Source organism: Clostridia bacterium, from assembly GCA_024653205.1.
GTDB lineage: Bacteria > Bacillota > DSM-521 > Neomoorellales > SLTJ01 > JANLFO01.
In genome coordinates this window covers 79,075-103,507 of the sequence record JANLFO010000003.1, presented here as the reverse complement: position 1 = coordinate 103,507, position 24,433 = coordinate 79,075, and the positions used below count along the sequence as shown (strand labels likewise).

Annotated in this window: 26 protein-coding genes and 1 pseudogene; 24 read left to right on the top strand and 3 right to left on the bottom strand. The window is 65.7% G+C overall.

Annotated features, from left to right (window positions below; translation table 11 throughout):
- Positions 1-179 precede the first annotated feature (179 nt).
- Entirely contained in the window at positions 180-785 is a 606-nt protein-coding gene (locus NUV99_02525; GenBank protein MCR4419007.1) for a spore maturation protein, read from the top strand.
- Between the two features lie 30 nt (positions 786-815).
- The gene (locus tag NUV99_02520; protein ID MCR4419006.1) at positions 816-1,313 is read left to right on the top strand and encodes a spore maturation protein; all 498 of its coding nucleotides are present in this window, start codon (positions 816-818) and stop codon (positions 1,311-1,313) included.
- Positions 1,314-1,445: 132 nt separating this feature from the next.
- On the opposite strand, the gene NUV99_02515 is transcribed toward NUV99_02520, so the two are convergent.
- From NUV99_02515 to NUV99_02505, 3 genes are all read right to left on the bottom strand, one after another.
- Positions 1,446-1,652, bottom strand: coding sequence for a hypothetical protein (locus NUV99_02515; protein MCR4419005.1), 207 nt, complete (start codon positions 1,650-1,652; stop codon positions 1,446-1,448).
- A gap of 530 nt (positions 1,653-2,182) precedes the next feature.
- Positions 2,183-2,905 carry an HAD family hydrolase gene (locus NUV99_02510; protein ID MCR4419004.1) on the bottom strand — a complete coding sequence of 241 codons (723 nt, stop codon included), beginning with the start codon at positions 2,903-2,905 and terminating at the stop codon, positions 2,183-2,185.
- A complete protein-coding gene (locus NUV99_02505; protein MCR4419003.1) occupies positions 2,866-4,116 on the bottom strand; it encodes a glycosyltransferase in 1,251 nt (416 codons plus the stop codon). The genes NUV99_02510 and NUV99_02505 overlap by 40 nt, the downstream gene beginning before the upstream one ends.
- 502 nt (positions 4,117-4,618) lie before the next feature.
- Between NUV99_02505 and modB the strand changes: the two genes are divergently transcribed.
- From modB to NUV99_02395, 22 genes and pseudogenes are all read left to right on the top strand, one after another.
- Complete coding sequence (gene modB, locus NUV99_02500) at positions 4,619-5,308, top strand: molybdate ABC transporter permease subunit (protein ID MCR4419002.1); 690 nt, start codon at positions 4,619-4,621, stop codon at positions 5,306-5,308.
- A 4-nt stretch (positions 5,309-5,312) separates the two neighbouring features.
- The gene (locus tag NUV99_02495) at positions 5,313-6,008 is read left to right on the top strand and encodes an ATP-binding cassette domain-containing protein (protein MCR4419001.1); all 696 of its coding nucleotides are present in this window, start codon (positions 5,313-5,315) and stop codon (positions 6,006-6,008) included.
- A gap of 25 nt (positions 6,009-6,033) precedes the next feature.
- Positions 6,034-6,846 carry a molybdate ABC transporter substrate-binding protein gene (gene modA, locus NUV99_02490; protein ID MCR4419000.1) on the top strand — a complete coding sequence of 271 codons (813 nt, stop codon included), beginning with the start codon at positions 6,034-6,036 and terminating at the stop codon, positions 6,844-6,846.
- Positions 6,847-6,916: 70 nt separating this feature from the next.
- Complete coding sequence (locus NUV99_02485; protein MCR4418999.1) at positions 6,917-7,285, top strand: LysR family transcriptional regulator; 369 nt, start codon at positions 6,917-6,919, stop codon at positions 7,283-7,285.
- Positions 7,286-7,548: 263 nt separating this feature from the next.
- Positions 7,549-8,076: a cob(I)yrinic acid a,c-diamide adenosyltransferase gene (cobO, locus tag NUV99_02480; GenBank protein MCR4418998.1), complete on the top strand. Its 528-nt coding sequence runs from the start codon at positions 7,549-7,551 to the stop codon at positions 8,074-8,076.
- Positions 8,077-8,100: 24 nt separating this feature from the next.
- Positions 8,101-8,532 carry a hypothetical protein gene (locus tag NUV99_02475; GenBank protein MCR4418997.1) on the top strand — a complete coding sequence of 144 codons (432 nt, stop codon included), beginning with the start codon at positions 8,101-8,103 and terminating at the stop codon, positions 8,530-8,532.
- A gap of 66 nt (positions 8,533-8,598) precedes the next feature.
- A complete protein-coding gene (locus tag NUV99_02470; GenBank protein MCR4418996.1) occupies positions 8,599-9,444 on the top strand; it encodes an HDOD domain-containing protein in 846 nt (281 codons plus the stop codon).
- A 30-nt stretch (positions 9,445-9,474) separates the two neighbouring features.
- A complete protein-coding gene (ilvC, locus tag NUV99_02465) occupies positions 9,475-10,467 on the top strand; it encodes a ketol-acid reductoisomerase (GenBank protein ID MCR4418995.1) in 993 nt (330 codons plus the stop codon).
- A 55-nt stretch (positions 10,468-10,522) separates the two neighbouring features.
- Positions 10,523-10,942: a HutP family protein gene (locus NUV99_02460; protein ID MCR4418994.1), complete on the top strand. Its 420-nt coding sequence runs from the start codon at positions 10,523-10,525 to the stop codon at positions 10,940-10,942.
- Positions 10,851-11,324 (top strand): chorismate mutase, encoded by a 474-nt coding sequence (gene aroH, locus NUV99_02455; GenBank protein MCR4418993.1) that lies wholly within the window; start codon positions 10,851-10,853, stop codon positions 11,322-11,324. The genes NUV99_02460 and aroH overlap by 92 nt, the downstream gene beginning before the upstream one ends.
- Before the next feature lie 236 nt (positions 11,325-11,560).
- Positions 11,561-13,036, top strand: coding sequence for an anthranilate synthase component I (trpE, locus tag NUV99_02450; GenBank protein MCR4418992.1), 1,476 nt, complete (start codon positions 11,561-11,563; stop codon positions 13,034-13,036).
- A 66-nt stretch (positions 13,037-13,102) separates the two neighbouring features.
- Entirely contained in the window at positions 13,103-13,693 is a 591-nt protein-coding gene (locus tag NUV99_02445) for an aminodeoxychorismate/anthranilate synthase component II (GenBank protein ID MCR4418991.1), read from the top strand.
- On the top strand, positions 13,693-14,715 hold the full coding sequence (gene trpD, locus NUV99_02440) for an anthranilate phosphoribosyltransferase (protein ID MCR4418990.1): 1,023 nt from the start codon (positions 13,693-13,695) through the stop codon (positions 14,713-14,715). The genes NUV99_02445 and trpD overlap by 1 nt, the downstream gene beginning before the upstream one ends.
- Positions 14,715-15,503, top strand: a complete 789-nt coding sequence (trpC, locus tag NUV99_02435; protein MCR4418989.1) for an indole-3-glycerol phosphate synthase TrpC — start codon at positions 14,715-14,717, stop codon at positions 15,501-15,503. The genes trpD and trpC overlap by 1 nt, the downstream gene beginning before the upstream one ends.
- Before the next feature lie 28 nt (positions 15,504-15,531).
- A pseudogene (locus NUV99_02430) lies at positions 15,532-16,143 on the top strand (phosphoribosylanthranilate isomerase).
- A 76-nt stretch (positions 16,144-16,219) separates the two neighbouring features.
- Entirely contained in the window at positions 16,220-18,304 is a 2,085-nt protein-coding gene (locus NUV99_02425; protein MCR4418988.1) for an acetate--CoA ligase family protein, read from the top strand.
- The gene (locus NUV99_02420; GenBank protein ID MCR4418987.1) at positions 18,297-19,373 is read left to right on the top strand and encodes a DRTGG domain-containing protein; all 1,077 of its coding nucleotides are present in this window, start codon (positions 18,297-18,299) and stop codon (positions 19,371-19,373) included. The genes NUV99_02425 and NUV99_02420 overlap by 8 nt, the downstream gene beginning before the upstream one ends.
- A gap of 193 nt (positions 19,374-19,566) precedes the next feature.
- A complete protein-coding gene (gene aroF / locus NUV99_02415; protein MCR4418986.1) occupies positions 19,567-20,607 on the top strand; it encodes a 3-deoxy-7-phosphoheptulonate synthase in 1,041 nt (346 codons plus the stop codon).
- 43 nt (positions 20,608-20,650) lie between these two features.
- On the top strand, positions 20,651-21,742 hold the full coding sequence (locus NUV99_02410) for a prephenate dehydrogenase (GenBank protein ID MCR4418985.1): 1,092 nt from the start codon (positions 20,651-20,653) through the stop codon (positions 21,740-21,742).
- A 22-nt stretch (positions 21,743-21,764) separates the two neighbouring features.
- Positions 21,765-23,078: a 3-phosphoshikimate 1-carboxyvinyltransferase gene (gene aroA / locus NUV99_02405; GenBank protein ID MCR4418984.1), complete on the top strand. Its 1,314-nt coding sequence runs from the start codon at positions 21,765-21,767 to the stop codon at positions 23,076-23,078.
- The gene (gene cmk, locus NUV99_02400) at positions 23,063-23,755 is read left to right on the top strand and encodes a (d)CMP kinase (protein MCR4418983.1); all 693 of its coding nucleotides are present in this window, start codon (positions 23,063-23,065) and stop codon (positions 23,753-23,755) included. Before aroA ends, cmk begins: the two co-directional genes overlap by 16 nt.
- Positions 23,736-24,395 carry a 1-acyl-sn-glycerol-3-phosphate acyltransferase gene (locus NUV99_02395; GenBank protein ID MCR4418982.1) on the top strand — a complete coding sequence of 220 codons (660 nt, stop codon included), beginning with the start codon at positions 23,736-23,738 and terminating at the stop codon, positions 24,393-24,395. Before cmk ends, NUV99_02395 begins: the two co-directional genes overlap by 20 nt.
- The last annotated feature ends 38 nt before the right edge of the window (positions 24,396-24,433 follow it).

The following is a 24,433-nucleotide window of genomic DNA, read 5'->3' as shown; positions in this document are numbered from 1 at the left end:
TCGTGGTCGGCCTTCTCCGGGCTTGCTTCCTTGAAGCTCCGCCGAACGCTCTCTCCGTCGGCCGGATCCGTCCAGGCCTGCCGTGATGCCTGCGTACGACGGCTCCGGCCGCCGGGAGTTCTACCTCCTGTCCGGTGGGAATACAGATGAAATACGACTCGGACAAGGGGTGAGGGCGCGTGGTCAACGCTCTGTGGGCCGCACTCTTCCTGGCCGGGCTGCTGGTAGCAGTGGTCCAGGGCCGGCCTGAGGCGGTGACCAGGGCGGCTTTGGATGCGGCCCAGGGCGCGGTGACGCTGGCACTGGAATTGGTGGGAGTAATGGCGCTGTGGCTGGGACTGCTGCGCATCGCGGAGGAGGCGGGGCTGGTACGGCTGCTGGCCCGCGTCTTTCGTCCCGTCCTGCGCCGCCTGTTTCCCAGCGTCCCCTCCGAACACCCGGCGCTGGGGGCGATTATCATGAACCTCAGCGCCAGTTTTCTGGGCCTGGGTAATGCTGCTACGCCTTTCGGGCTTAGGGCTATGGCGGAACTTCAAAAGCTCAACCCCCATCCCCAGGAGGCCAGCGAGGCCATGTGTACCTTCCTGGCCCTGAACACCTCATGCATCACCCTCATCCCCGCGACTATTATCGCCGTTCGGGCCGCCGCCGGCTCCGCTGCTCCTACCGAAATAGTCGGCCCCGCGGTCCTGGCCACTTCGTGCGCCACCGTGGCCGCAGTGTTGGCCGACTTCGCGTTCCGGCGCCTGAGCCGCTCGCGGTGGCCCGGACCCGGGGGAGGGTAAACCCTGCTAACCGAGCTATCCCGGTGGGCCGTGCCCCTGCTTTTCCTGGTCATAGCTTTGGTGGGTTGGATAAGGCGGGTAAAGCTCTACGAGGCCTTTGTACAGGGGGCTGAGCAGGGTTTTGTTACCGCCGTGAGGATCATTCCCTACCTGGTGGGGATGATGACCGCGATAAGCGTGTTTCGCGCCTCCGGGGCCATGGATCTATGTGCCCGCCTTCTGGCTCCCGTTTTGCAGCCCCTGGGCATACCGGCAGAGGTTCTGCCCCTGGCCCTCATGCGGCCCCTTTCCGGAGGCGCCGCCTTGGGCGTGGCCGCCGACCTTATCCGCACCTATGGGCCCGACAGCTTCCTGGGCCGCCTGGCCTCGGTAATGCAGGGGAGCACCGACACCACCTTCTACGTGCTCAGCGTGTACTTCGGCTCGGTGGGTATTACCCGCTACCGCTATGCCGTAGCCCTCGGCCTTACCGCGGACGTCGTCAGCTTCCTGGCGGCAGTGGTTATCTGCCGGCAGGTGTTCGCTTAGTTCAGATCGGCGCGAGCAGGTATGGCGGGCCTAGCCCCTTCCTGGCTGCATGATGCTTAACCACCCAACTTCTGCCTTTCCTTTTACCACAACCGGCTTTCGAAAACAGCTAGGATCGGGGACGGAGGCCAGTCACCTGAAACACCATGTTTTCGAAGCACAGAAGAACTCCTGAGCAATGGCCTCCACCTCGGTTTCGGTGATTAGGCGAAAAGCTACGGCAACCAGGCCGGCTACAAAGCCCACCAGTATGCCTTCCACAAGAAGGCGGAACCGCATGCTCCGCCAAACCGTCAAGAGACGCGCGCTGGTCTGTAGCTCCTCTTGTAGGACGGCCATGTGTTATTCGCCCTCTTTTAGCTGGGAAACCTAAGCGCGTGCGTCCCTATTGTACTGCCGCCGCCGTTTCCAGGCAATGCCTCGGCCTTTTATCACGGCTCTTCAGGTAGGCCGAGAGGGTGTGTACGGGCCTGTTTGAAGCATTTTGCCGGCCTTTCTTCACTTCTCAAAGGTTTTTCCCTTAGGCGGCCACGATCCGGCTCCCCCCATGCGTTTACCTCAGCCTAGACGCCCATGCTACCCAGGTGGCACCAGGAAAGTTGGTAGCCGTCTCTAGAGGATCGAGTTGACAAAGCTGGAAAACGTGGAGGGCCAAGGCCTTTTCCATCCGCCCCTGGTCTTCCTTTACCGAGCCGGCACGGAAAAACCCGCACGGGTAAAGCAGATGGCCTGAGGGCGGGGCAAGAGGCAAGCGGTGTTACCTTGCTTTCGCGGGCTGCCGTTGAAGAGGAGGGAGGATGGTCATATGGCGCCTCCTCCTAGCTCCTGCCAACCCATTCCCACCCGACCGCAGGTCCTGCGTCAGCGGGTCAAGGGGCCAGGCCAAAATGGCGAAGGGCCTCAAGAATGCCCGCCGCATAAGGCTTGCTTGCTCGATAGACCGTCGGCGGCAACAAGGAAGGCGGCAGGGAACCGTTGCCGACCAGAACGCCCCGATAGTTAAGTTGCAGCATGTCCAGATCGTTACCGCCGTCGCCGCAAACGAACACTTTCTCGGACGGCAGCGTAAAGCGGGAAACAAGGTAGCGTAACGCCGGGCCCTTGCCGGCGGCGGCAGGAAGCACGTCTACGTTGCGGCCTGTCACCACTACGCGCACGGCCAAACAACCCAGAGCTTCCGTGAGCAAGGCCAGGGCCTTTTCTTCCCCCAGGTAATAGCTCCGGCGCCAGGGGGAGCGAATACCTTGGGGGGAAAGACCGGGGATACCCGATGCTATTTGTTCTATTTTTCTAGGGTCCCAGCGCTCGGCAAACCGGCTTTCCCAGACGCGGTCGCGACGAAACTGCGGTCGGTAGCGAATAGTAGTCCCGGCGTCGGCAACCAGAACGTCCGGAACCAGGAGGGCTTCCGCCCCTATTAGGTTCAGCGCGGAAAGGGCATGCCGGCCGGTCAGGTAAATCAGGAACACCTGCCGGCGCCGCAGGGCCAGCCAGGAGTTGAGCTCCGCCAGGGCAGCCGGATCCCCGACCAGGGTGTCGTCAAGATCGGTGGCTAAAACGAGGAGGAGATCATCTTGTGGCTTTGACTGCATTCTATCACCTCATCGTAGAGCCAGGAGAGCCTTTCCACCACGCGAGGCCAGGTGAACAGGTGCTGCACCCGACGGGCGGCCGACTGGCCCAGGTGAAGTGCCAGGGAAGGTTCGCCCAATACCTCCGCAAGTCTGGCCGCGAGGGCGCCTGGGTCGCGCGGCGGGACGAGGTAGCCTGTAACACCGTCAAGTACGGTGGATTTTAGCCCGCCCACCCGGCTGGCAATAACCGGGGTGCCACAGGCCATGGCTTCCACCGCCACCAGACCGAAGGTCTCGTAATACGAGGGCATAACACAGACATCGGCGGCCCGATAATAAAGCGGCAGCTTCTCCTGGGGTTTTGCCCCGACAGCGGCAACCCAGCCCGCCAGCCCGCGGGCGAGGAGCTCTTCGTCTAGACGCTCTCTGTCCCGTACGTCTCCCCCGACGATCAGCACGCGCACGTCCCGAGCGAAACTGGGATCACCCTTGCCCAGTAGTTCTAGGGCGGCCAGGAGCGTCCTCAGACCTTTGTTCTCCTCGTAGCGTCCTACGTAAAGCGCCACTCGTTTTCCGGTAAGACCCAGCGCCGCCTTGCTGGCCTCCCGATTCGCGGGATGGAATGATGCGGGGTCTACTCCGCAAGGGATCAGAGCAATCTGGTCTCCACGGGCTCCGTAGTCCCTCATGAGGCTCGCCCTCTCTTCAGGCGCCGTGGCCACTAAGTAGTCGACGGCCTGAACAATTTTCTTTTCCGCTTCCAGGCGCCGGAACAGGTGCAACCCGTCGCGTTTCGTTTCCCTGGCCTTTACACTGCCCAGGGAATGGAAGGTGTGCACCTGGGGAATGCCGAGATATTCCTTGAGGGATAGGCCGGCCATTCCCGAGAGCCAGTAATTTGAATGGATGATGTCGTACCGCCGCCCTTTGTCCCGCTCTATATAATCTATCAGTTCCGCCGTGAAGGCCGGCACGTAATGATAAAGCTCATCCTTGGGGATAAACTCCCTTCGTCCTGCCGTCAGGCGGATAACTCTGCCCCTGGGGCCAAGTTGTTCTTGGCGCTTAGTAGCGGGGTCCTGCCAGTGGCTGAAGACGTCCACCTCCCAGCCTAAGCGTTGCAGCCCTAAAGCCACCTGGCGGACATAAACGTTCTGGCCGCCCGATTGAACTCCCCCCAGCCGGGCCAGGGGATCGCCGTGCATGGAAATTAGCATCGCCTTCGGCATTGCCTCGGCTCCCTCCTTTCGGCAATTCGCCAACTTATATTTAACCATAAAATTGTCTGGTGGTCAAATTAGGAATACAGACCACTCGCTAGCAGATCCTGGTCTGGCCCTACAAGGGTGGAGAGCAGCTCTCCAGACCATCTTAGCCCGAGATAACCGCGATCTTATGCTTTTGCTTCCGGCCCGGGTGTTACTGAACCCACCGGGCCGGGCGCGGAGGAGGATCTCCGGGAATGAGGTGCGTATATTGCGGGCAGGGTTTAATCGTGCTATCATTATCCTCAGGCGAGGATAACGGGTCGCACCTGGACCCGCGGGTTTGGGGTCTGCGGCTTGGTCCCGTCAAGCACCGACCTTGGCTAGAGGGGAAACCGGGACTGCCGAGGGGCAAACTGGGGGCCGGCTGAGCTTGCGAATTGCGAGGGCAAGGGCATCCGGGAGCGGGGACCGCGGGGGCCCTGCCCGACCTTGCGCAGGGGAGGCGCCGGAGGAGGGTAAGGGGATCTTGGACGATTGGCTAACCCCGCTACTCCTTTCTCTGCGTATTGCCGCCGTGGCCACGGCGGTGGTGTTCTGCCTGGGAACCGGCGTAGCCTGGGCTATGGCCAGGTGGCGCTGGCCCGGCAAACAGGTGCTGGATACCCTCTTTACCCTTCCCCTGGTGCTTCCCCCTACGGTTACCGGATTTGTATTGCTGGTTTTGCTGGGTAGGAACGGTCCCTTGGGGCGGCTGCTGGGGCCGGGTGGGGTGGAAATCTTGTTCACCTGGTGGGCAGGGGTGGTCGCCTCGGCGGTGGTAGCCTTTCCCCTCATGTATAACGCCGCCCGGGCCGGCCTGGAGGGCGTGGACGAGGCCCTGGAAAAGGCGGCGCGCACCCTGGGAGCCTCGGAGGCGCGAATTTTCTTCACCGTCACCCTGCCCCTGGCCTGGCCGGGACTGGGAGCGGGGCTAGTGCTCTCCTTTGCCCGGGCCCTGGGCGAGTTCGGCGCCACTTTGATGGTGGCCGGAAACATACCGGGGAAGACCCAGACTTTGCCCATCGCCGTCTGGGCGGCCGTTGAGGTGGGGGACATGCGGACCGCCGGCCTTCTGGTAGGGATCATGCTGGTCTTCGCTTTCGCGGTGGTTTGGGTCAGCCGTACCGGCACGGAGGGGCGTTTCGGTCGGTACCGACAGGTCCGCAGGGGGTGAGGCTTTGCTAACGGTCAAGCTGCGCAAGAAACTGCCCGACTTTACCCTAGAGGTAGAGCTGGAGTGGGAGGGTGGCGTCCTGGCGGTGGTCGGTCCTTCCGGCGCGGGCAAGACCACCTTGCTGGATTGCCTGGCCGGGTTACAGCTTCCCGACGAGGGCCGGATTGTTCTTGACGGCCGAGTGTGGTTCGACTCGCAACGGAGGATAAATCTACCGCCCCAGAAGCGAAGGATCGGCTACGTTTTTCAAGACTATGCCCTTTTTCCCCACCTCACCGTCAGGGAGAACGTGGCCTACGGACTAAGGCGGTATCGGGGTGGGCTTCGCCGGCACCGCCCGGGCGTGGCGGAGGTGCTGGAGGCGCTGCGTCTTACCCACCTTCAGGACCGCTATCCCGCCCTGCTTTCCGGGGGAGAACGGCAACGGGTGGCCCTCGCCCGGGCCTTGGCGGCGGGTCCGGAGTTGGTGTTGCTCGATGAGCCCTGGTGCGCTCTGGACGAAGAGACGCGGGGGGCGGTACGGGCAGAGGTGGTGGGTCTGCAGCGGCGCTGGCGGGTCCCCTTTATTTTGGTTACCCACGACCGGGAGGAAGCGGAAACCCTGGGCGACGCCATTCTGCACCTGGACCGGGGAAGATCCCGGTTGGGCGGGCCGCAAAGGAGCATGGCGTTGCGGGAGTTCGAAAGCGGGAGCTCTTAGCCAGACTAGACGGAGGTGGAAGTCCATGGCAAAATTGGCGGTGGTGTGGGCGGGGCTGCTTTTGGTGGCCACCGTTCTCTCCGGGTGTTCCCGGCCGGCGGAGCCCGGAGCCCTCACGGTGGCGGCCGGGGCGGGCCTGAGCGAAGTGCTGCCGGTGGTGGGAGAGGATTTCCAGAAGGCCTACCCCAAAGTCAAGGTTACCTTTACCTTTGCCAGTGGCGGCGCCATCGCCGCCCAGGTGAGGCAGGGCGCGCCGGTGGACGCGGTGGTCTTTCCCTCCGGAGGCGGCCACTTAGACGCCCTGGAGCAGGAGGGTCTTATCCTCGCCGGTTCCAGACGGCTCGTGGCCGAGGACGATCTGGTGTTGGCGGTGCCCACGGGGGTAGAGCTTCCGCCGGACCCCTGGTCCTGGCTGGCGGGGACCGAGGTGCGGCGGGTGGCGATCGGTGAACCTAAGGCGGTTCCGGCCGGAACCTATGCCCTCCAGACCCTGCGTCACCTGGGGCTGGCGGAGGCGGTGCGGCCGAAACTGGTTTACGCGCGCACGGTACGCCAGGCGCTGGTCTACGTGGAGCAGGGGGAGGCCGAGGCGGCGCTGGTCTACCGCAGCACCCTGCACGGCGCGGAAAGGGCTCGGTTGGCGGCGGTGGCGCCGGCGCAGGCGCACGACCCCATCCGGTTTGAGGCGGCGGTGGTGAGCGCTACCCGGAAGGCAGAGGAGGCGCGGCTTTTTCTCGACTATCTGTCCTCGCCGGACGCCGCCCGAGTGCTGGAGGCCTACGGCCTCCGAGCTGCAGGATCTGCACCTAGGGCCGCCTCGGGAGGAACCCAGCCTTGAAGCGCACTGGCAGCAAGAGGGCGGGGAAAGTTGGCCGGCGTTGGCTCGGCCTGGCCGAGGAGGGTGCGGGTTGAGGCTACGCTATAAGCTATGGCTGGAGCACGAGGAGTTGGGTAAGGCCTTCGGCGACGGCCCGCTGGAGATGCTGGAGCGGGTGGAGCGCTCCGGCTCCCTGCGGCAGGCGGCGGCGGAGATGGGCATGTCCTACAACAAGGCCTGGTACCTGGTGCGCCGGCTGGAGAAGGCGCTGGGCTTCCCCCTCCTGGAGCGGCGCGCCGGGGGCTGGTGCGGAGGCGGCTCGGTGGTTACGCCCAGGGCCCGGGAGCTGGTGAACCGTTACCGTCGCTTCCGAGAAGAGGCGGTGCGGCAGCTGGAAGAAGTGTACGGCCGTCATTTCACCGATTTCCGGTGGGGCGAACCGGCCGAGACCGATCGGTAGGCTTCCTTCCTGCCGCCTCTCGTATGGTCAGGCGGCCGGTCACCGGTGAACCTGCCTGGTACCGCTCCCCGGTCTTACTCGGGCTGCGGTCTGGTCACCGGCCCGCCCGGCCGGCCCCACGGTCCAGGCGCCAGGGGCAAATTTTACCCTTTTCGAGAGGAAATCGGCTTGCGGGGTAGAATCAAGTAAGGCGACGCGCCCTTGGCCGCGCATGCGGCCGGTGGGGGTGGGTAAGAATAGCAGCGGATAGGGGGCGGCGGTATTTGGCCTTTGGTGCGGGGCTGGTGCAGGTGTACACCGGCGAGGGAAAGGGCAAGAGCACCGCTGCCTTCGGCCTCGCCCTGCGCGCGTGGGGGCAGGGGCTGAGGGTGCTCATCGTGCAGTTCATGAAGCCGGGTGGCTGCGGCGAGCACCGGGCGCTGGAGCTCTTTGCGCCTCGGTTGGAGGTGCGTTCTTTCGGCCGGTCGGGTTTCGTTGGGCCGCAGGGTCCTCAGGAGGAAGACCTCCGCCTGGCGCGGGAGGCTCTGGAATATGCGCGGCAGGTAATGCTGCAGCAGCAGGCAGACCTGATCATCCTGGACGAGGTCCTGGTGGCGGTTAGGCTCGGGGTGCTGACGGTGCCGGAACTCCTGGAGTTCCTGCGCCAGAAACCGGAAACCGTGGAACTGGTGCTGACCGGCCGGGGAGCGCCGGCGGAGATCGTAGAGCGGGCCGACTTGGTAACCGAAATGCGCGAGGTCAAACATCCCTACCGTTCGGGCGTAGGGCCCCGGCGGGGTATCGAGTACTGACTCTGGCTTCAGGTGGGGGTCAAGTTGGGATCGGCCCTGAGGTTACGTATTCGCCTGGACTACCGAGGAGTGGCGCGCGGCCGCTTCCTGTTCGGCAGCCGCAACAGTCAGCAGGTGGCGGAGGATTCACGGGAGCAGAAGGTGAACCTCTTGCGCAATCTGCCGTTGCAGGGTATTGAGATCGAGCAGGTGGACATGCAGCCCAGCACCTATACCCTCTACGACGAGGCGCGGGGAGTAGAGGTTACCTATGCGCCGGTGGTTCTCACCCTCCGGGCCGAGAGCCTGGAAGACGTGGTGCGGATGCTGTTTTGGGAAGAGTTTCGCAAAGTAGAGATCCTGGAACCCGAGGAGCTGGTGCTGGACCGGCACCAGCTGGAGCGGCTGCTCTTCCGCATAGGGGAAGGCGCCCAAGAGACCCGGGTAGCCCTGGAGAAGAAGCTGGCCGGCCGCTGAGCCGGATTGTCCGGATGCCGTCAGGCACGGTGGGTGTGGGTGAAGCGCCGAAGGGGATGGCCGAACATGGAAGTCCGGCTGGAAGATCTGGTGGCCAAAGTCGAAGATCTCCCCGCCCTGCCCGTGGTGGTAGGTCAGGTTATGCGCCTGACCGAGGACCCGGATAGCACGGCGATGGATCTGGGGGCGGTAATCGGGCGCGATCAGGCCCTGACCGCCAGGGTGCTGCGATTGGCCAACTCCGCCTATTACGGCTTTCCCCGGCGGGTGGGCACCGTGACCGAGGCGGTTGTACTGCTGGGGTTTAACACCATTCGGAACCTGGTGCTGGCGGCCTCGGTCAGCAACGTGCTGCTGCGCGAGGCGCCGGGATATCAGCTGGCGCGCGGAGAGTTGTGGCGGCACTCGCTGACCAGCGCCATGGCGGCCAGGCTCCTCGCGCGCAAGGTCCGGTACCGGGGCGCCGAAGAGGCCTTTGTAGCCGGGCTGCTTCACGACATAGGCAAACTGGTACTGTCCCAGTATGTCGGCGAAACCTACGCCCAGATCTGGGAGCGGGTAACGCAGGAGAGATTGCCCTTTATGGAAGCCGAGCGGGCCACGCTCGGCTTCGATCATGCCCAGGCGGGGGGCCTGGTGGCGGAGAAGTGGAATCTCCCCGAGGCCCTGGTAGAGGCCGTAAGCCTCCACCACCAGCCGGCGGCGGCTACAAAGCAACCGATGCTGGCGGTCCTGGCTCATGCCGGCGACGCCCTGGCCCTAATGCTGGGAGCGGGCCTGGGTGCGGACGGGTTGAATTATCCCCTGGACGCGGAGGCAGTAGCCGGCATCGGGCTGACGGAAGAGAGTATGGAGGAGGTTCTTACCGAACTGGCGGACAGCCTGGCGGATGAGGCCTCCTACCAGCCCTAAGATCCATCAATGCTAAGGGAGGAGCGAAAGATGGCGGTTATGTATTACGACCAGGATGCCGATCTTGGGATACTAAAAGACCGGCGCATTGCGGTTCTGGGCTACGGGAGCCAGGGACACGCCCAGGCCCAGAATCTGCGCGACAGCGGTCTGGACGTGGTGGTGGGGGAACTGCCCGGCAGCGAGCCCTGGCGGCAGGCGGAGAAGGACGGCTTCACGGTGCTGTCGGCGGCCGAGGCCTGCGCCCAGGCCCAGCTCATCCAGGTACTGGTGCCGGATGACGTCCAGCCTCGCGTTTACCGGGAGGCCATCGCCCCTCACCTTACCCCGGGCAAGGCGATGATGTTCTCCCACGGCTTTAACATCCATTACCGGCAGATCGTTCCTCCTTCGGAGATCGACGTGATCATGGTGGCTCCCAAGGGGCCGGGTCATCTGGTGCGGCGGGTCTTTACCGAGGGCCGGGGCGTCCCTTCGCTGGTGGCGGTTTATCAGGATTACACCGGCCAGGCCAAGGCCCTGGCGCTGGCCTACGCCAAGGGAATAGGCGCCACCCGCGCGGGCGTGATCGAAACCACCTTTAAGGAGGAAACCGAAACCGATCTCTTCGGCGAGCAGGCGGTGCTCTGCGGCGGGGTGACAGCGCTGATCAAAGCCGGCTTCGAGACCCTGGTGGAGGCCGGCTACCAGCCGGAAATCGCCTACTTCGAGTGCCTGCACGAGCTTAAGCTCATCGTGGACCTGATCTACGAGGGCGGCATGAGCTGGATGCGCTATTCCATCAGCGATACCGCCCAGTACGGCGACCTCACCCGGGGCCCGCGGATCATCGACGAGCACGTGCGGGCGGAAATGCGGCGGATTCTGGAAGAGATCCAGAACGGCAGCTTTGCCCGGGAGTGGATACTGGAGAACCAGGCGCAGCGTCCGGTCTTCAACGCCCTGAACGAGAGGGAGAAACAGCACCTCATCGAGCAGGTGGGGCAGAGGCTGCGGAGCATGATGTCCTGGCTCAAGGCTTAGAGCGCGGCAGTAAGGGAGGCCAGCCTGACAAGCGATGGTCAGGGAGGGTTGGGTGGTGCCGGCCACCAGCAGGAAGGTAGCGGGGGCAGCCGTGCGCATGGCCATTACCGAGAGCCGGGAAGAAGAGGTCCGGGTGAAGAAGGACCTGGCCTCCCAGAGCATCAGAGCCGCGGCGGTGGACTACGGCGGAGAGTTCGCCACATCGGTCAGTAGGATCGTGGAGAGGGCGGTAGTGGCTGCCAAGCGGGAGGGCGTGATCCGCGAGAGCCACGTGGACGAAGGGGCGGTGGCGGGCGCCACCCGCGAGGCGCTGTCGCAGCTGATGGTCAAGGCTATGGGGCTGAACGTAGGCGGCAAGATCGGCATTGCCCGGCAGGGAGAGCATGTGGCGGTGGCAGTGTTCTTCGGCGTGGGCCTGCTCCACCTGGACGAGGTGGCCATCGGCCTGGGCCACCGGGCCCTGCCCGGGGATTAGCAGGGAGGGAGAAGAACTGGCCAAGGCGGTACGGGCAGTACGGGGGGCGGTCAGTATTGCGGAAAACTCGGCCGAGGCCATATGGGAAGGTACGGCCCGATTATTAGAAGAGTTGCTGGCGGTGAACCGCCTGCGGGTAGAGGAAATCATAAGCGCCATCTTTACCGCCACCCCGGATCTCGACGCCGCCTTTCCGGCCACGGCGGCCCGAAGGCTGGGATGGCAGCAGGTGCCGCTTCTGGGCGCGCAGGAACTGGCGGTTCCCGGGAGCCCGGGGCGGATCGTACGGGTGCTGCTTCACTGCTGGGTGGAGGAAGGGGCCGCCCTACGGCCGGTGTATTTGGGCGAGGCAGCCGCCTTGCGGCCGGATCTGGAGCCTTAGGCCGTCCTGGCCCGACCGGCAGACGCTGAGGGCCGGAGGCGGTGTTTCCGGAACCAGGACCGGCCCGAGGGGATTTGACAGCGATCGTTAAGGGATCTAGAATATTTTTCAACTGAATAGGGCGGAGCAGAGACGAGGCGAGCAGAGGAGAGGCGAGGCGAGAAGAGGCCAAGGCGTGAGCAAAGCCAGGGCCTGTTTCGGCTCTGGCTTGTTTTTTTGTCTTGGGGGGGATTCAAGTGCAGCCGGAGCTGGCGGGATATCGGGAACAAGCCGCGTGCCGGTCGGTAGTACCGGTATGGGAGGAGTGGTTGGCGGACGCCCTGACCCCCATCGAGGCTTACTGTCGCCTGGGAGGAGGCGCGGGCAGTTTCCTTTTGGAGAGCGCCGAGGAAGGCAGATTCTCCCGGTACTCCCTTTTGGGCAGGGAGCCGTGGATGTGGGTCAAGGCGCGGGAGGGGCGCACAGAGATCATTACCGACAGCGGCGAAGAGGCCCGGGAAGAACGCTCGTCGGAAGTCCTGAAGGAACTATTGCCGCGCTACCGGGTGCCGGCCCCGTCGGACGGGACCCGCTTCTGGGGTGGAGGGGTGGGCTATTTTGCCTACGACTGGGCTAGAGAGTTGGAGCGGTTACCCGAGACATTGCCGGACGACCTGGGCCTTCCCGATTGCTGGCTGATGTTTCCCCGGCAATTGATCCTCTTTGATCACTGGCGGCGGTCGCTTCGGGCGGTAGTCTTTACCCGGCCGGAAGGGCAGGTGGAGGCCGCCTATCGTTCGGCGGCGGCGGAGCTGGGTTCCCTGCGCAGGCGTCTGGCCACGCCGGCATCCCTGCCGCCGGTAGGAGGGGTGGTAACCGGAGCGGTTCGGAGCAACTTCACTCCGGAACGATTTGCCGGGGCAGTAACCAGGGCTAAGGAGTACATCTTCGCCGGTGACGTCTTCCAGGTAGTCCTATCCCAGCGGTGGGAAATGCCGTTCCAGGGCGACCCTCTGGCGGTCTACCGGGCGCTTCGCTACCTCAACCCTTCTCCCTACCTCTTCTATCTGGATTTCGGGCCGCTGCAGCTGGTAGGCTCCTCTCCGGAAATGCTGGTGCGGGTGGAAGGGGAAAAGGTGGAGACCAATCCCATAGCCGGCACCCGGCCCCGGGGCGGAACGGCTGAAGAGGACAGGGCGCTGGAGGCCGAGCTGCTGGCCGACCCCAAGGAGAGGGCCGAGCACGTCATGCTTGTGGACCTGGGCCGCAACGACCTGGGGCGGGTGTGTGCGCCGGGCACGGTGGAGGTGGAGCACTTCATGGAGATAGAGCGGTACAGCCACGTTATGCACCTGGTCTCCCGGGTGCAGGGAGAGGTTGCCAGCGGACTGGGGCCGGTAGACGTGCTGGCCGCCTGCTTTCCCGCCGGTACGGTGTCGGGAGCGCCCAAGGTGCGGGCCATGGAGATTATCGAGGAACTCGAGAACGTTCGCCGGGGACCTTACGCCGGGGCGGTGGGGTATGTGAGCCTCAACGGGAACCTGGACACCTGCCTGGCCATCCGTACCCTGATCTTCTGCGGCGGGCGGGCCTACATCCAGGCCGGTGCGGGTATCGTCGCCCGATCCAGGCCCGAAGCCGAGTACCGGGAAACGGTGAACAAGGCCCGGGTCCTCTTCCAGGCCCTTGAATTGGCCGGTCGCCACGAGACCGACCTGGCCACCGTACCGTAGAGGGGAGGGTGGACGGCAGTGGAGACGGCTGGCGAATGCCGACGGCGGGCCAAAGCCTCCGCACCGCTGGTAGTCTTAATCGACAACTACGACTCCTTCACCTATAACCTCTATCAGGCCCTGGCCGTTCTGGGAGCAGAGGTGCGGGTTTACCGGCACGACGCCGTAACCGTAGAAGAGCTGCTTTCCCTGCCTTTGGAGGCGCTGGTGGTTTCGCCTGGACCCGGTGCGCCGGAGCAGGCCGGTATCTCCTCGGAGGCCATTTCCGCCCTTAGGGGGAAGGTACCCATTCTGGGCGTGTGCCTGGGGCACCAATGCCTGGGCCGAGTCTGGGGGGCCAGGGTGGTGCGCGCCCGGTACCCGGTTCACGGTGAGACTTCCCTGGTCTACCACGACGGAAGGACCATCTACCGTGGGCTCCCCAATCCCTTTGTGGCTGCCCGCTATCATTCCCTTATTGTTGACCCGCAGTACCTGCCTGAAGAGCTGGAGGTCAGCGCCTGGACGGCGGAGGGCGAGATTATGGGCCTGCGACACCGCTATCTGGCGGTAGAAGGGGTGCAGTTCCACCCCGAGTCGGTCCTGACTCCCGAGGGAAGCAAGCTCTTGGCCAATTTCCTTGATTTCACAGGGTCACGGGAAGGGGTGGATGGTTAATGAGTTTGGCGGACTGCTTGGCGCGGCTGGTAGAGGGCCAGGACCTGGACGAGAAGGAGGCCGAGGCGGCCATGGCCGCCATCATGGAGGGTCAGGCCACTCCCGCCCAGATCGGAGCCTTTCTGGCCGTGCTCCGGCTCAAGGGAGAAACCGTAGCCGAAATCACCGGCTTTGCCCGCGCCATGCGCGCCCGTGCCCTCAGCGTCCGGACGCGGCACCCGATGGTGGTGGACACCTGCGGCACCGGCGGGGATGGAGCCGGTACCTTCAATATTTCCACTGCCGCCGCTCTGGTGGTGGCCGCCTGCGGGGTGCCGGTGGCCAAGCACGGTAACCGGTCGGTCTCCAGCCTGTGCGGCAGCGCGGACGTGCTGGAGGAACTGGGGATTAAGGTGGACCTGGCACCGGCCGAGGTGGTCCGGTGCCTGGAGGAGGTGGGGTTTGGCTTCTTCCTGGCCCCGGCCTTTCACCCGGCCATGAAGCACGCCGCCGGTCCCCGAAAGGAGCTGGGGGTTCGGACCGTGTTTAACCTTCTGGGACCCCTGTGCAACCCCGCCGGCGCCCCGGCGCAGTTGGTCGGGGTTTATGACCGAAACCTGGGGGAAACCGTTGCCCGCGTCCTGGGAGAACTGGGGAGCAGACACGCGCTGGTGGTGCACGGCAGCGATGGCCTGGACGAGGTCACGGTTACCGGCTCCACCCTGGTGGCGGAATGGAAAGAAGGCCGGGTCACGAGCTATGTCTTTGACCCTGCCGATCTGGGAATACCCTACGCCCGGCCCTCCGATCTGGCCGGCGGCGATGCCCGGACCAACGCTGCCCTGATCCGCGCCGTGCTGGAAGGTGAGCACGGGCCGCGGCGCCGGGCGGTGGTCCTCAATGCCGCCTTTGCCTTGGTGGCGGCAGAAAGGGCAGGGGACTTCCGCGAGGGAATGGCCCTGGCGGAGGCGGCCATCGATTCGGGGCGGGCAAGGGAAAAGCTGGAGGAACTGGTGGGTTTTAGCCGGCAGGTGGCGGCCTGATGCTGGGGAGAATTCTGGACCACAAGCGCCGTGAGGTCGAGGTACGTGCCGCCCAGAGACCACTCGCGGAGGTCATTCGGGCAGCGCGAGAGGCCGGCCCCGCCCGGGATTTCCCGGGGGCACTGCGCCGGGGCGGGGGACCGGTGCGCATAATCGCCGAGCTCAAGAAAGCTTCTCCCTCCAGAGGCCTGCTCTGCCCCGTTTTCTCGCCGGAGGGGCTGGCCCGGGCCTATACCGCCGGCGGGGCCTCGGCCCTATCGGTCCTGACCGACCGCGAGTTCTTCCGGGGTAGTCTCGACTATCTTGCCCGGGCAAGGGCGGTCAGCTCCCTGCCGGTCCTGCAGAAGGACTTCATACTCGGCCCCTATCAGGTGTTCGAGGGCCGCGCGGCCGGAGCGGACGCGGTGCTGCTAATCGTGGCCGCGCTCGAGCCTTCCCTGCTCCGGGAGTGCCTGGCCGTGGCCAGAGAACTTGATATGGGTGCCCTGGTCGAGGTGCACACCGAGGCCGAGCTGGAAGCGGCCCTGGCCGCAGGAGCGGAGGCGGTGGGCGTCAACAACCGCGACCTGAATACCTTCCGGGTGGACCTTTCGGTCACGGAGCGTCTGACGAAGCTAATTCCCCGGGGGGTAGTTGTGGTGGCGGAGAGTGGGGTTCGCTCCCGGGAAGAGGTGATGCGGCTGGCGGCCTGCAGGGTGGATGCCCTCCTGGTAGGAGAAGCCCTGGTCCGCGCGGCCGATGCGGCAGCGAAGCTACGGGAGCTGTTGGGGTCGGAAGCGGAAGCTTAGCCGGGAAAGAAAAGGGGAAGATTAAATGGTGGTCCGGGTAAAGATATGCGGCGTGAGGCGGCCCGAGGAGGCCCGGTGGGCGGTGGAGGCCGGGGCGAGCGCCGTGGGAGTGGTCTTCGCTCCCAGCCCGCGCCGGGTCTCGCCGGAGGAGGCCCGGCTGATCTTCCGGGAGATCCCTCCCTTCGTGGTCCGGGTAGGCGTGTTCGTGAACGAGAATCCTTCCCGGGTGCGGGAGGTGGCTCGGGATTGCGGTCTGGACGCGGTGCAGCTTCACGGCGATGAGGACCCCGAGGCCTATCGCTTTCCCGGAGGTCCCAGAATCATCAAGGCCGTGAGGGTAGGGTGCCAGGCGCCGGAAGAGATCCTGGCCGCTGTGGCCGGTGGGAGCATGGACGCGCTGCTTCTGGACACCCTGGTTCCCGGGACTTACGGCGGGTCCGGCCTTAGGTTAAACTGGCGTACGGCGGCGGCCTTGCGCCGGATGTGGTCCGGCCCCTTGATCCTGGCCGGCGGTCTGACGCCGGACAACGTGGGCGAAGCTATCAACGCGGTAAGGCCTTACGCCGTGGACGTAGCCAGCGGGGTGGAGCGGGAGGGACGCAAGGATCCGGTACGGATACGGGAGTTTATCCTCCGTGCTTACGAGGCCAGCCTTGCCCTCGAGGGAGAAGAGGGACTCGGGTCTGGAGGCACTTTTCCGGCCGCGGGCCGTGGCCGTGGTGGGAGCGTCGAACAATCCCGCCAAGCTGGGTCACGCCGTGGTGCGCAACCTGGTGGAGGGTGGTTACCCGGGTGAGGTGTATCCCGTTAACCCCAAGGCGGGAGAGATCCTGGGTCGACGCGCCTGCCCCTCGGTAGAGGAGGTCCCCGGAGAGGTAGATCTGGCGGTGGTGGTAATACCCGCCGCCGGGGTGCTCGAGGTGGCACGCCGCTGCGGGGAAAAGGGGGTGCGCTTCCTGGTGGTTATAAGCGCCGGCTTCCGGGAGATAGGCGGAGAGGGCGCCCGCCGGGAGAAGGAACTGGTGGACATCTGCCGCCGTTACGGCATGGGGCTGGTGGGGCCCAATTGTCTCGGGGTAATCGACACCTATACTCCGCTTAACGCCACCTTTGCTCCCCGGATGCCCCGCCGGGGCAGAATAGCCTTCTTTTCCCAGAGCGGGGCTCTGGGAACGGCCATCCTGGACTGGAGCCTGACCGTAGACCTGGGATTCAGCCGTTTCGTAAGCCTGGGAAACAAGGCGGGTCTGGACGAAGTGGATCTGATGCAGGAATCCCTCGCCGACCCCCGCACCCAAATCGTGCTCTGCTATCTGGAGAACGTGCAGGACGGCGGGCGGTTTCTTTCGGTCTCGGCCGAGGTGACGCGGCGCAAGCCGGTGCTGGTGATCAAGAGCGGGGTAAGCGAGGCCGGAGCCAGGGCCGCCTCTTCGCATACCGGGGCCCTGGCCGGTAGCGACGTGGCCTACGATACCGCCTTTGCCCAGGCGGGTCTATTCCGGGTCCGCACCCTGGAACAACTCTTTGATTTTGCCCTGGCCTTCTCCAGCCAGCCGCTGCCCCGGGGGAACCGGCTGGCCGTAGTCACCAATGCCGGCGGCCCGGGAATTCTCGCCAGCGACGCGGCCGAAGCGGAAGGGCTGGCCCTGGCCCGGCTACGCCGCCAGACCATAACCGAACTGGGCCAAGGGCTTCCCCGGGAGGCCAGCCTTTACAACCCGGTGGACGTCCTGGGCGACGCCTCTCCCGAGCGCTACACCTGGGCCCTGGACCGGGTGGCGGCGGATCCGAAGGTGGACATGGTGTTGATTCTACTGGCCCCGCAGGCCGGGTCCCGGCCGGAGGAAACCGCGCAACTCATCGTGGAGTGGCGGCGCCAACACCAGGACAAGCCGCTGGCGGCGGTGTTCATGGGCGGCGCGTCGGTGGAGGGGGCCGTAGAACGGCTGAAGAAGGCGGATATTCCCTGCTACTTCAGTCCGGAGAGGGCGGTGGCCTCCCTGGCCGCACTGGCCCGTTACGCCGCCCGGTGCCGGCGGGCGATGCGCGCACCTTCCCCCTGCCCGCCCCTATCCGGCCGGGAAAAGGCTCGCATGGCCGCAGTCCTGGACCGAGTGCGGGCGGATCGCCGCGTGGTGCTGCTGGCCAGCGAAGCCCTGGCGGTGCTGGAGAGCGGAGGGATACCCTGCGCCCCCAGCCGCCTGGCGGCCGGGCCGGAAGACGCGGTGCGCGCGGCGGAGGAACTGGGCTTTCCCGTGGTGCTCAAGGTGGCCTCGCCCCACATCACGCATAAGACGGACGTCGGAGGAGTAAGGGTGGGTCTTGAGAGCCCGGACGAGGTCCGGCGGGCCTACCTGGAGATTATGGAGAACGTGCACCGCTACCTTCCCCGGGCGGAGGTTTACGGAGTGGAGGTCCAGCGCCTGATGCCCCCGGGTACCGAACTGGTGGTGGGCTTCAGCCGGGATCTGCAGTTCGGCCCCCTGCTCATGTTCGGCCTGGGCGGGGTGTACGTGAACCTGCTCCGGGATGTGTCCTTCCGGCTGACTCGGGGGTTCGGCCCGGCGGAGGCCGAGGAAATGATACGGGAGACCAAAGCTTACACGCTGCTTCGGGGTTACCGGGGGGAACCGCCCCGGGACGTGGCGGCGGTGGTGGAGACCCTCTGCCGGGTAGCCCGTCTGGCCGAGGAGTTTCCCGAGGTGGTGGAGATGGATATCAACCCGCTGGTGGCCTACGAACGGGGCCTGGCGGCGTTGGACGCCAAAATGACCATCGGGGATGGTGGCGCGGGTGCGTAACCTTTACGTGATCGGACCGACCGGATCCGGCAAGACCTGGTTCTGCGCCGCCCTGGCCTTGGAGCTGAAGGAATTGGGCTGGCGGGTGGCCTATTTCAAGCCGGTGGGAACCGCAGCCGAAGATAAGGCCGACGAGGATGCCCTGCTTTTCCGGGAACTGCTGGAGATGGACAGCCCGCCGGAACGCATCGCCCCCTTGAGCTCCTCCCCCATTTACCTGTGGCGGTACGATGCCGCGGGCTCTCACCTGGACCGGGTGCGCGAGGCCTACGCCGAGGTAACGCGGGGCGCGGAGGTGGTCATAATCGGAGGGGCGCCTTCACCTTACCATTTGGCCTCTCTGGGCCTGGATGCGGCCGGCGTCATCCGGCTCTTTCGACCCCTGGTGTTCACCGTCCACCGGGTGATGAACGACCTCAGCCTCGACCTGGCCCTGTTCTATCAGGATTACCTGAAGTCCCTGCAGGCGGAGGCGGCCGGCCTGGTGCTCAACCAGGTGCCGCGGCCGCTGGTGGATAAGGCGCGGGGCCTGTTCTGCCCCGTGCTGGAAGGCCGGGGCCACCGGGTGCTGGGGGTGGTGCCCGAGCGGACGGAGGCGGCGCTGCCGGGCGCGCGGGACCTGGTGGAGCTTCTCCGCGCGGAGGTGCTGGCCGGGGAGCAGGGGTTGGCCAACCCGGTGGAGGAGGTGGTCATCGGCGCCATGACTCTGGACAGCGCCATGCGCTACTTCCGCCGGGCGCCCAACAAGGCGCTGATTACCGGAGGCGACCGCACCGATCTGGCCCTGGCCGCGCTGGAAACCAGCACGTCGGTGATCGTGCTTACCGGGGGGCTTTATCCGGAAGCCAGGCTGCTTTCCCGGGCGGAGGAAAAGGGAGTGCCGGTGCTCCTAACCGATTACGACACCTACGTGGTCGCGGACCTCTTGCGTTTTGCCGGGCGCAAGCTCCGTCCAGAAGACCGGCAGGGGCTGGAGGAGGCCCGGCGCGACTTCCGGGAACACTGCCGGCACCGGCAGATAATCGAGTTGATCGCCGGCTGGCAACCGGAGGCAGGCGGAAGGGAATAGCGGGGCTTCTTGTAGCAATCGCTAGGTTATGGTAATATACTTGGCAAAAGCAGTCGAGGGTAGGATGGGAGCACGGTAGGGAGGTTGGCACCGGTCCTTGCGCATTGGCCTCCCCGGGGGGCCTTTTTGATTCGCGCAGCTTCACGGCACGCCTCTCTGCTCCCAAAACCGCGGCCAAAAGGAGGGCGGTAGGGTGATTATCGTCATGCGCCACGACGCTACCGAGGAACAGTTGCGGCGGGTTACCCGGCGGCTGGAAAGCGAGGGTTTCGTCGTGCACGTTTCTCAGGGTGTAAGCCGTACGGTGATCGGTGCGGTCGGGGACAAAGGCCGCCTCGGCCCGGAGACCCTGGAGGCCATGGAGGGCGTGGAGAAAGTGGTGCCCATCTTGCGTCCTTATAAGCTTGCGGCCAGGGAGTTCAAGCCGGAGGACACGGTAGTACGGGTGCGCAACGGAGTAGAAGTGGGAGGGCGGGCCGTGCAGGTTATAGCCGGCCCGTGCGCGGTTGAGGGCTTCGACCAGCTCCTGGCCACGGCGGAGGCGGTCAAGGCCTCCGGAGCCACCATGCTGCGCGGCGGCGCCTTCAAGCCCCGCACCACTCCTTACAGCTTTCAGGGCCTGGGAGAGGAGGGCCTCAAGCTCCTGGCCCAGGTGCGCGCCGCCACCGGGCTGCCGGTGGTAACCGAGGTCATGGACCCCCGCGCCGTTCCCCTGGTGGCCGAGTACGCGGACGTGCTGCAGGTGGGGGCCAGAAACATGCAGAACTTCAATCTCCTGCGGGAGCTGGGCTCGGCCAATAAGCCCGTGCTGCTCAAGCGCGGCCTGTCGGCCACCGTGGAGGAGTGGATTCTGGCGGCGGAGTACGTGATGGCCGCCGGCAACCACCAGGTAATCCTTTGCGAGCGCGGCATACGCACCTTTGAAAACGCCACCCGCAATACCCTGGATTTGAGCGCCGTAGCCCTGGCCAAGCGCCTTACCCACCTGCCGGTAGTGGTGGACCCCAGCCACGGTACGGGCAAGAGCGAGTTGGTGGCGCCCATGGCCCTGGCGGCGGTAGCGGCGGGGGCGGACGGCATCATGGTGGAAGTGCACCCCAATCCGGCGGAGGCCTTGTCCGACGGGCCGCAGTCGCTGAGGCCGGAGGAGTTCGCCCGCCTCATGCGCAGGCTGGCCGCAGTGGCGGCGGCGGTGGGCAGGAGCGTGGAGCAGGCTGCCGTCTGTACCGCCTAGGCCCGCCTGCTGAGGCGGTGAGGTGTGGCAAAGGAGGAGCGAGTTGCAGGAACCGCGGCGCGTGTGTCTGGTGGGGCTGGGCCTCATCGGCGGGTCCATCGGTATGGCCCTGGTACAGCGGCACCGGGGCCCGGAGGTTGTGGGTGTTGACGTGGATCCCGAGGTGGTAGCCCGGGCCCGGCAGCAGGAGGCCGTGCACCGCGCTACCACCGAGGTGGCGGAGGGCGTGGCCGGAGCCGAGCTGGTGATCCTGGCCATCCCTCCCGGCCGGATGGGACGGGTGGCACGCGATCTCGCACCCTACCTGGTTCCGGGCGCGGTGGTAACCGACGTGGCCAGCACCAAGCAGAGGGTGTGCCGGGAGGTGGAGGAGTCCCTGCCTCCCGGCGTGGCCTATCTCGGCGGTCACCCCATGGCCGGTTCGGAGCGCGCGGGCATCGGGGCGGCCGATCCCTACCTTTTCGAGAACGCGGTCTGGGCCCTGACCCCTACCGCCCGCACCACTCCCCGGGCAGAGGAGCGGGTCACCTGGCTGGTGCGCACGCTGGGAGCCCATCCCCTCACCCTCAGTCCCGGCGAGCACGACCTGTGCGTGGCCCTGGCCAGCCACCTGCCCTACCTGGCGGCCGTGGCCCTGGTGGAATCCCTTAACGGGAACGAGGCGGCGGTAAAGCTTGCCGGGAGGGGTTTTCGGGATACTACCCGGGTGGCGGCCAGTGACCCGGGCCTGTGGAGAGAAATCCTGGCCGGCAACCGGGAGAAGGTGTTGCTCGTGCTGGAACGCTTCCGCTGCTGCCTGGAGGAACTGGCGGCGGTCCTGGCCGAGGGCCGCGAGGCCGCTCTGGAGGAAAGGCTGTGCCGGGCCCGCGAGGGCCGGCGCCGGTTGCCCTCGGGGTTGCGGCCCTACCTTCCCGGCCTGGAAGAGGTGGTGGTTACCATCCCCGACCGGCCGGGTTCACTGGCGCTGGTAACCGGGATGCTCGGACAGGCAGGGATAAACATTGCGGACATCGAAATAATGGGCGTTCGGGAGGGGGAGGCCGGCTCCATCCGCCTGGGGTTCGTCCGGGAAAGCGAGGCACTCCAGGCCCTGGAAATTCTGCGGTCGGCGGGAGTGCGCTGCCGGCGCCGCTAGGGAATAGGGGAGCGGACGGGACATGGATCTCAAGGTGGCCAAGTGTTTGGGATTGCACGGGACGGTTCGGGTGCCCGGGGATAAATCCGTATCCCACCGGGCCCTTATTTTGGGAGCCCTCGCCGAGGGAGAGACCCTGGTCCGGGGATTCTTGCCCGCCCGCGACTGCCTGAGTACCGCCTCCTGCCTTCAGTCCCTGGGGGTTGAGATCAGGCAGGAAGGGCCCACCACCGTGCGGGTGGCGGGTGCGGGCAAAGCAGGGCTTGCGGAGCCCGAGGACGTTCTGGATGCCGGTAATTCCGGCACCACCATACGCCTGCTGCTGGGTGTGCTGGCCGGATGCCCCTTCTACGCGGTGCTTACCGGCGACCGGTCGCTGCGCCGCCGGCCCATGGGCCGGGTGGTGGAGCCGCTCACCCTTATGGGCGCGCGAATCTGGGGCCGGGAGGGGGGGCGGCTGGCCCCGCTCAGCATTCTGGGGAATCGGGAGCTTAGGCCCCTGGAGTACCGTCTGCCCGTGGCCAGCGCCCAGCTGAAGTCGGCCCTGCTCCTGGCCGGTCTTAAGGCGGGCGGGGTCACCTCGGTGTGGGAGCCCTCGCCCAGCCGCGATCATACCGAGCGCCTGCTGACTTCGTTTGGGGCGGAAATAACACGCGAGGAAGCCTGGGTACGGGTGAAGGGCCCGGCGAGGCTGCAAGGCCGGGAGGTGGAGGTGCCGGGAGATTTCTCCGCCGCCGCCTTCTTTACGGTGGCCGGACTCTTGGTTCCGGGCAGCCGGGTATACCTGACCGGTGTGGGCATCAATCCCACCCGGACCGGACTGCTGGACGTGCTGCTGGAGATGGGGGCCGAGATCAAGGTTGATTCCGTCCGCCAATTGGGAGAAGAACCGGTGGCCGACCTGGAGGTGCGTGCGTGCGGTCTTAGAGCGGTAGAGGTGGGCGGCACGCTCATCCCCCGCCTGATCGACGAGGTGCCCATTCTGGCCGTGGCCGCAACCCAGGCCGAGGGCGTGACCGTGATCCGGGATGCGGCCGAGCTGGCGGTGAAGGAATCCAACCGGTTGGAGGCCATGGCGCGGGAGCTCTCCCGCCTGGGCGCGGACGTCAAGGCCACGCCGGATGGACTTATTATCCGGGGACCCACCCGCCTGCACGGGACGGTTTGCGACAGCCACGGTGATCACCGCGTGGCCATGGCCGTAGCCGTGGCCGGACTGGTGGCCGAGGGCGAGACCGTCATACGCGAGGCGGACTGCATAGCCGTTTCCTTCCCGGATTTCGCCCGGGAGCTGGCCCGACTTTCCGGAGGTGAAGCGTATTGCCGCCAAGGATAGCCATCGACGGCCCGGCGGGGGCGGGCAAGAGCACCCTGGCGCGGCGCCTGGCCCACCGGTTGGGATACCTGTACGTGGATACGGGCGCCATGTACCGGGCCCTTACCTACAAGGCCTTGCAGCTGGGGGTGGACCTGGAACACGAAGGGGCCTTGACTTCCTTGGCCGAGAGCACTAACATGGAGCTGGTTCCCGACGCCGAGGGGCCGCGGGTGATCCTGGACGGCCAGGACGTGACCGCCCACCTGCGGGAGCCGGAGATAAATGCCGGGGTGTCCCTGGTGGCGAGGGTGCCGGGAGTCCGGGCGCGCCTTACCGAACTGCAGCGCCGCATAGCGAAGAAGCATCCGGTAGTAATGGACGGCCGCGATATAGGCACGGTGGTACTGCCGGAAGCCGAACACAAGTTCTTCGTTACCGCCTCCTTTGAGGAGCGTTGCCGCCGGCGCTGGCGGGAGATGCTCGACCAGGGCCGGGCGGTAAGCCTGGACGAGGTGCGGGAACAGGTTGCGTTAAGGGACCGCCTGGACAGCCAGAGGGCGGTGGCGCCCCTGGCAATGGCGCCGGACGCAGTCTGCATCGATACCACCGACCTGGATGCGGATCAGGTCCTGGCGCGGGTTTTGGCGGTAATCCGGGGAGAGACGGGAGCAACCGGTGCTATATTGGATAGGTAAGGTCATCTTCTGGATCTTCTTTACGGTTTTCTGCCGCTGGCGGGTTACCGGAAGGGAGAACCTGCCGCAGCGCGGGCCGGTAGTGGTAGTATGTAACCACATAAGCCTTTGGGATCCGGTCGCGGTGGGAGTAGCATTACCCCGCCGCGTATATTTTATGGCCAAAGAAGAGCTGTTCCGCATCCCGGTGGCAGGCCTGGTGCTGCGGGGTCTCGGCGCCTTTCCCGTGCGGAGAGGGGAGGTAGACCTGGCGGCCATGCGCCATGCCCTGCGTCTGCTGCGGCAGGGTAAGGTGGTAGGGGTTTTCCCGGAGGGGGGGCGAGCTCGGGAGGGGCGCCTGCAGGAGTTCCAGCGTGGGGCGGCGCTGCTGGCCCTGCGCACCCAGGCGCCGCTGGTGCCGGTCGCCCTCATAGATACCAACCGTATCCTGGGGCGCGGCGGGGTATTTCACCGCTTTCAGGTGCGCATCGGGTCGCCCATCCGGCCCGACCCGGGGGTGCTCCTGGCCAGGGGGGCAGAGGCAGACCGGTATTCTCTGCTCGCCCAGCGGGCGGTAGCCGAGTTGTTGCGACACGGGGAGGCGAATTTTTTCCCCGTGGCAGGATTTCATAGTGCGGAGACGAATGATAATAATGCTTGAACCCGTGTATTTCGCGGGAGGCGGAGAAGAGGCGGTCG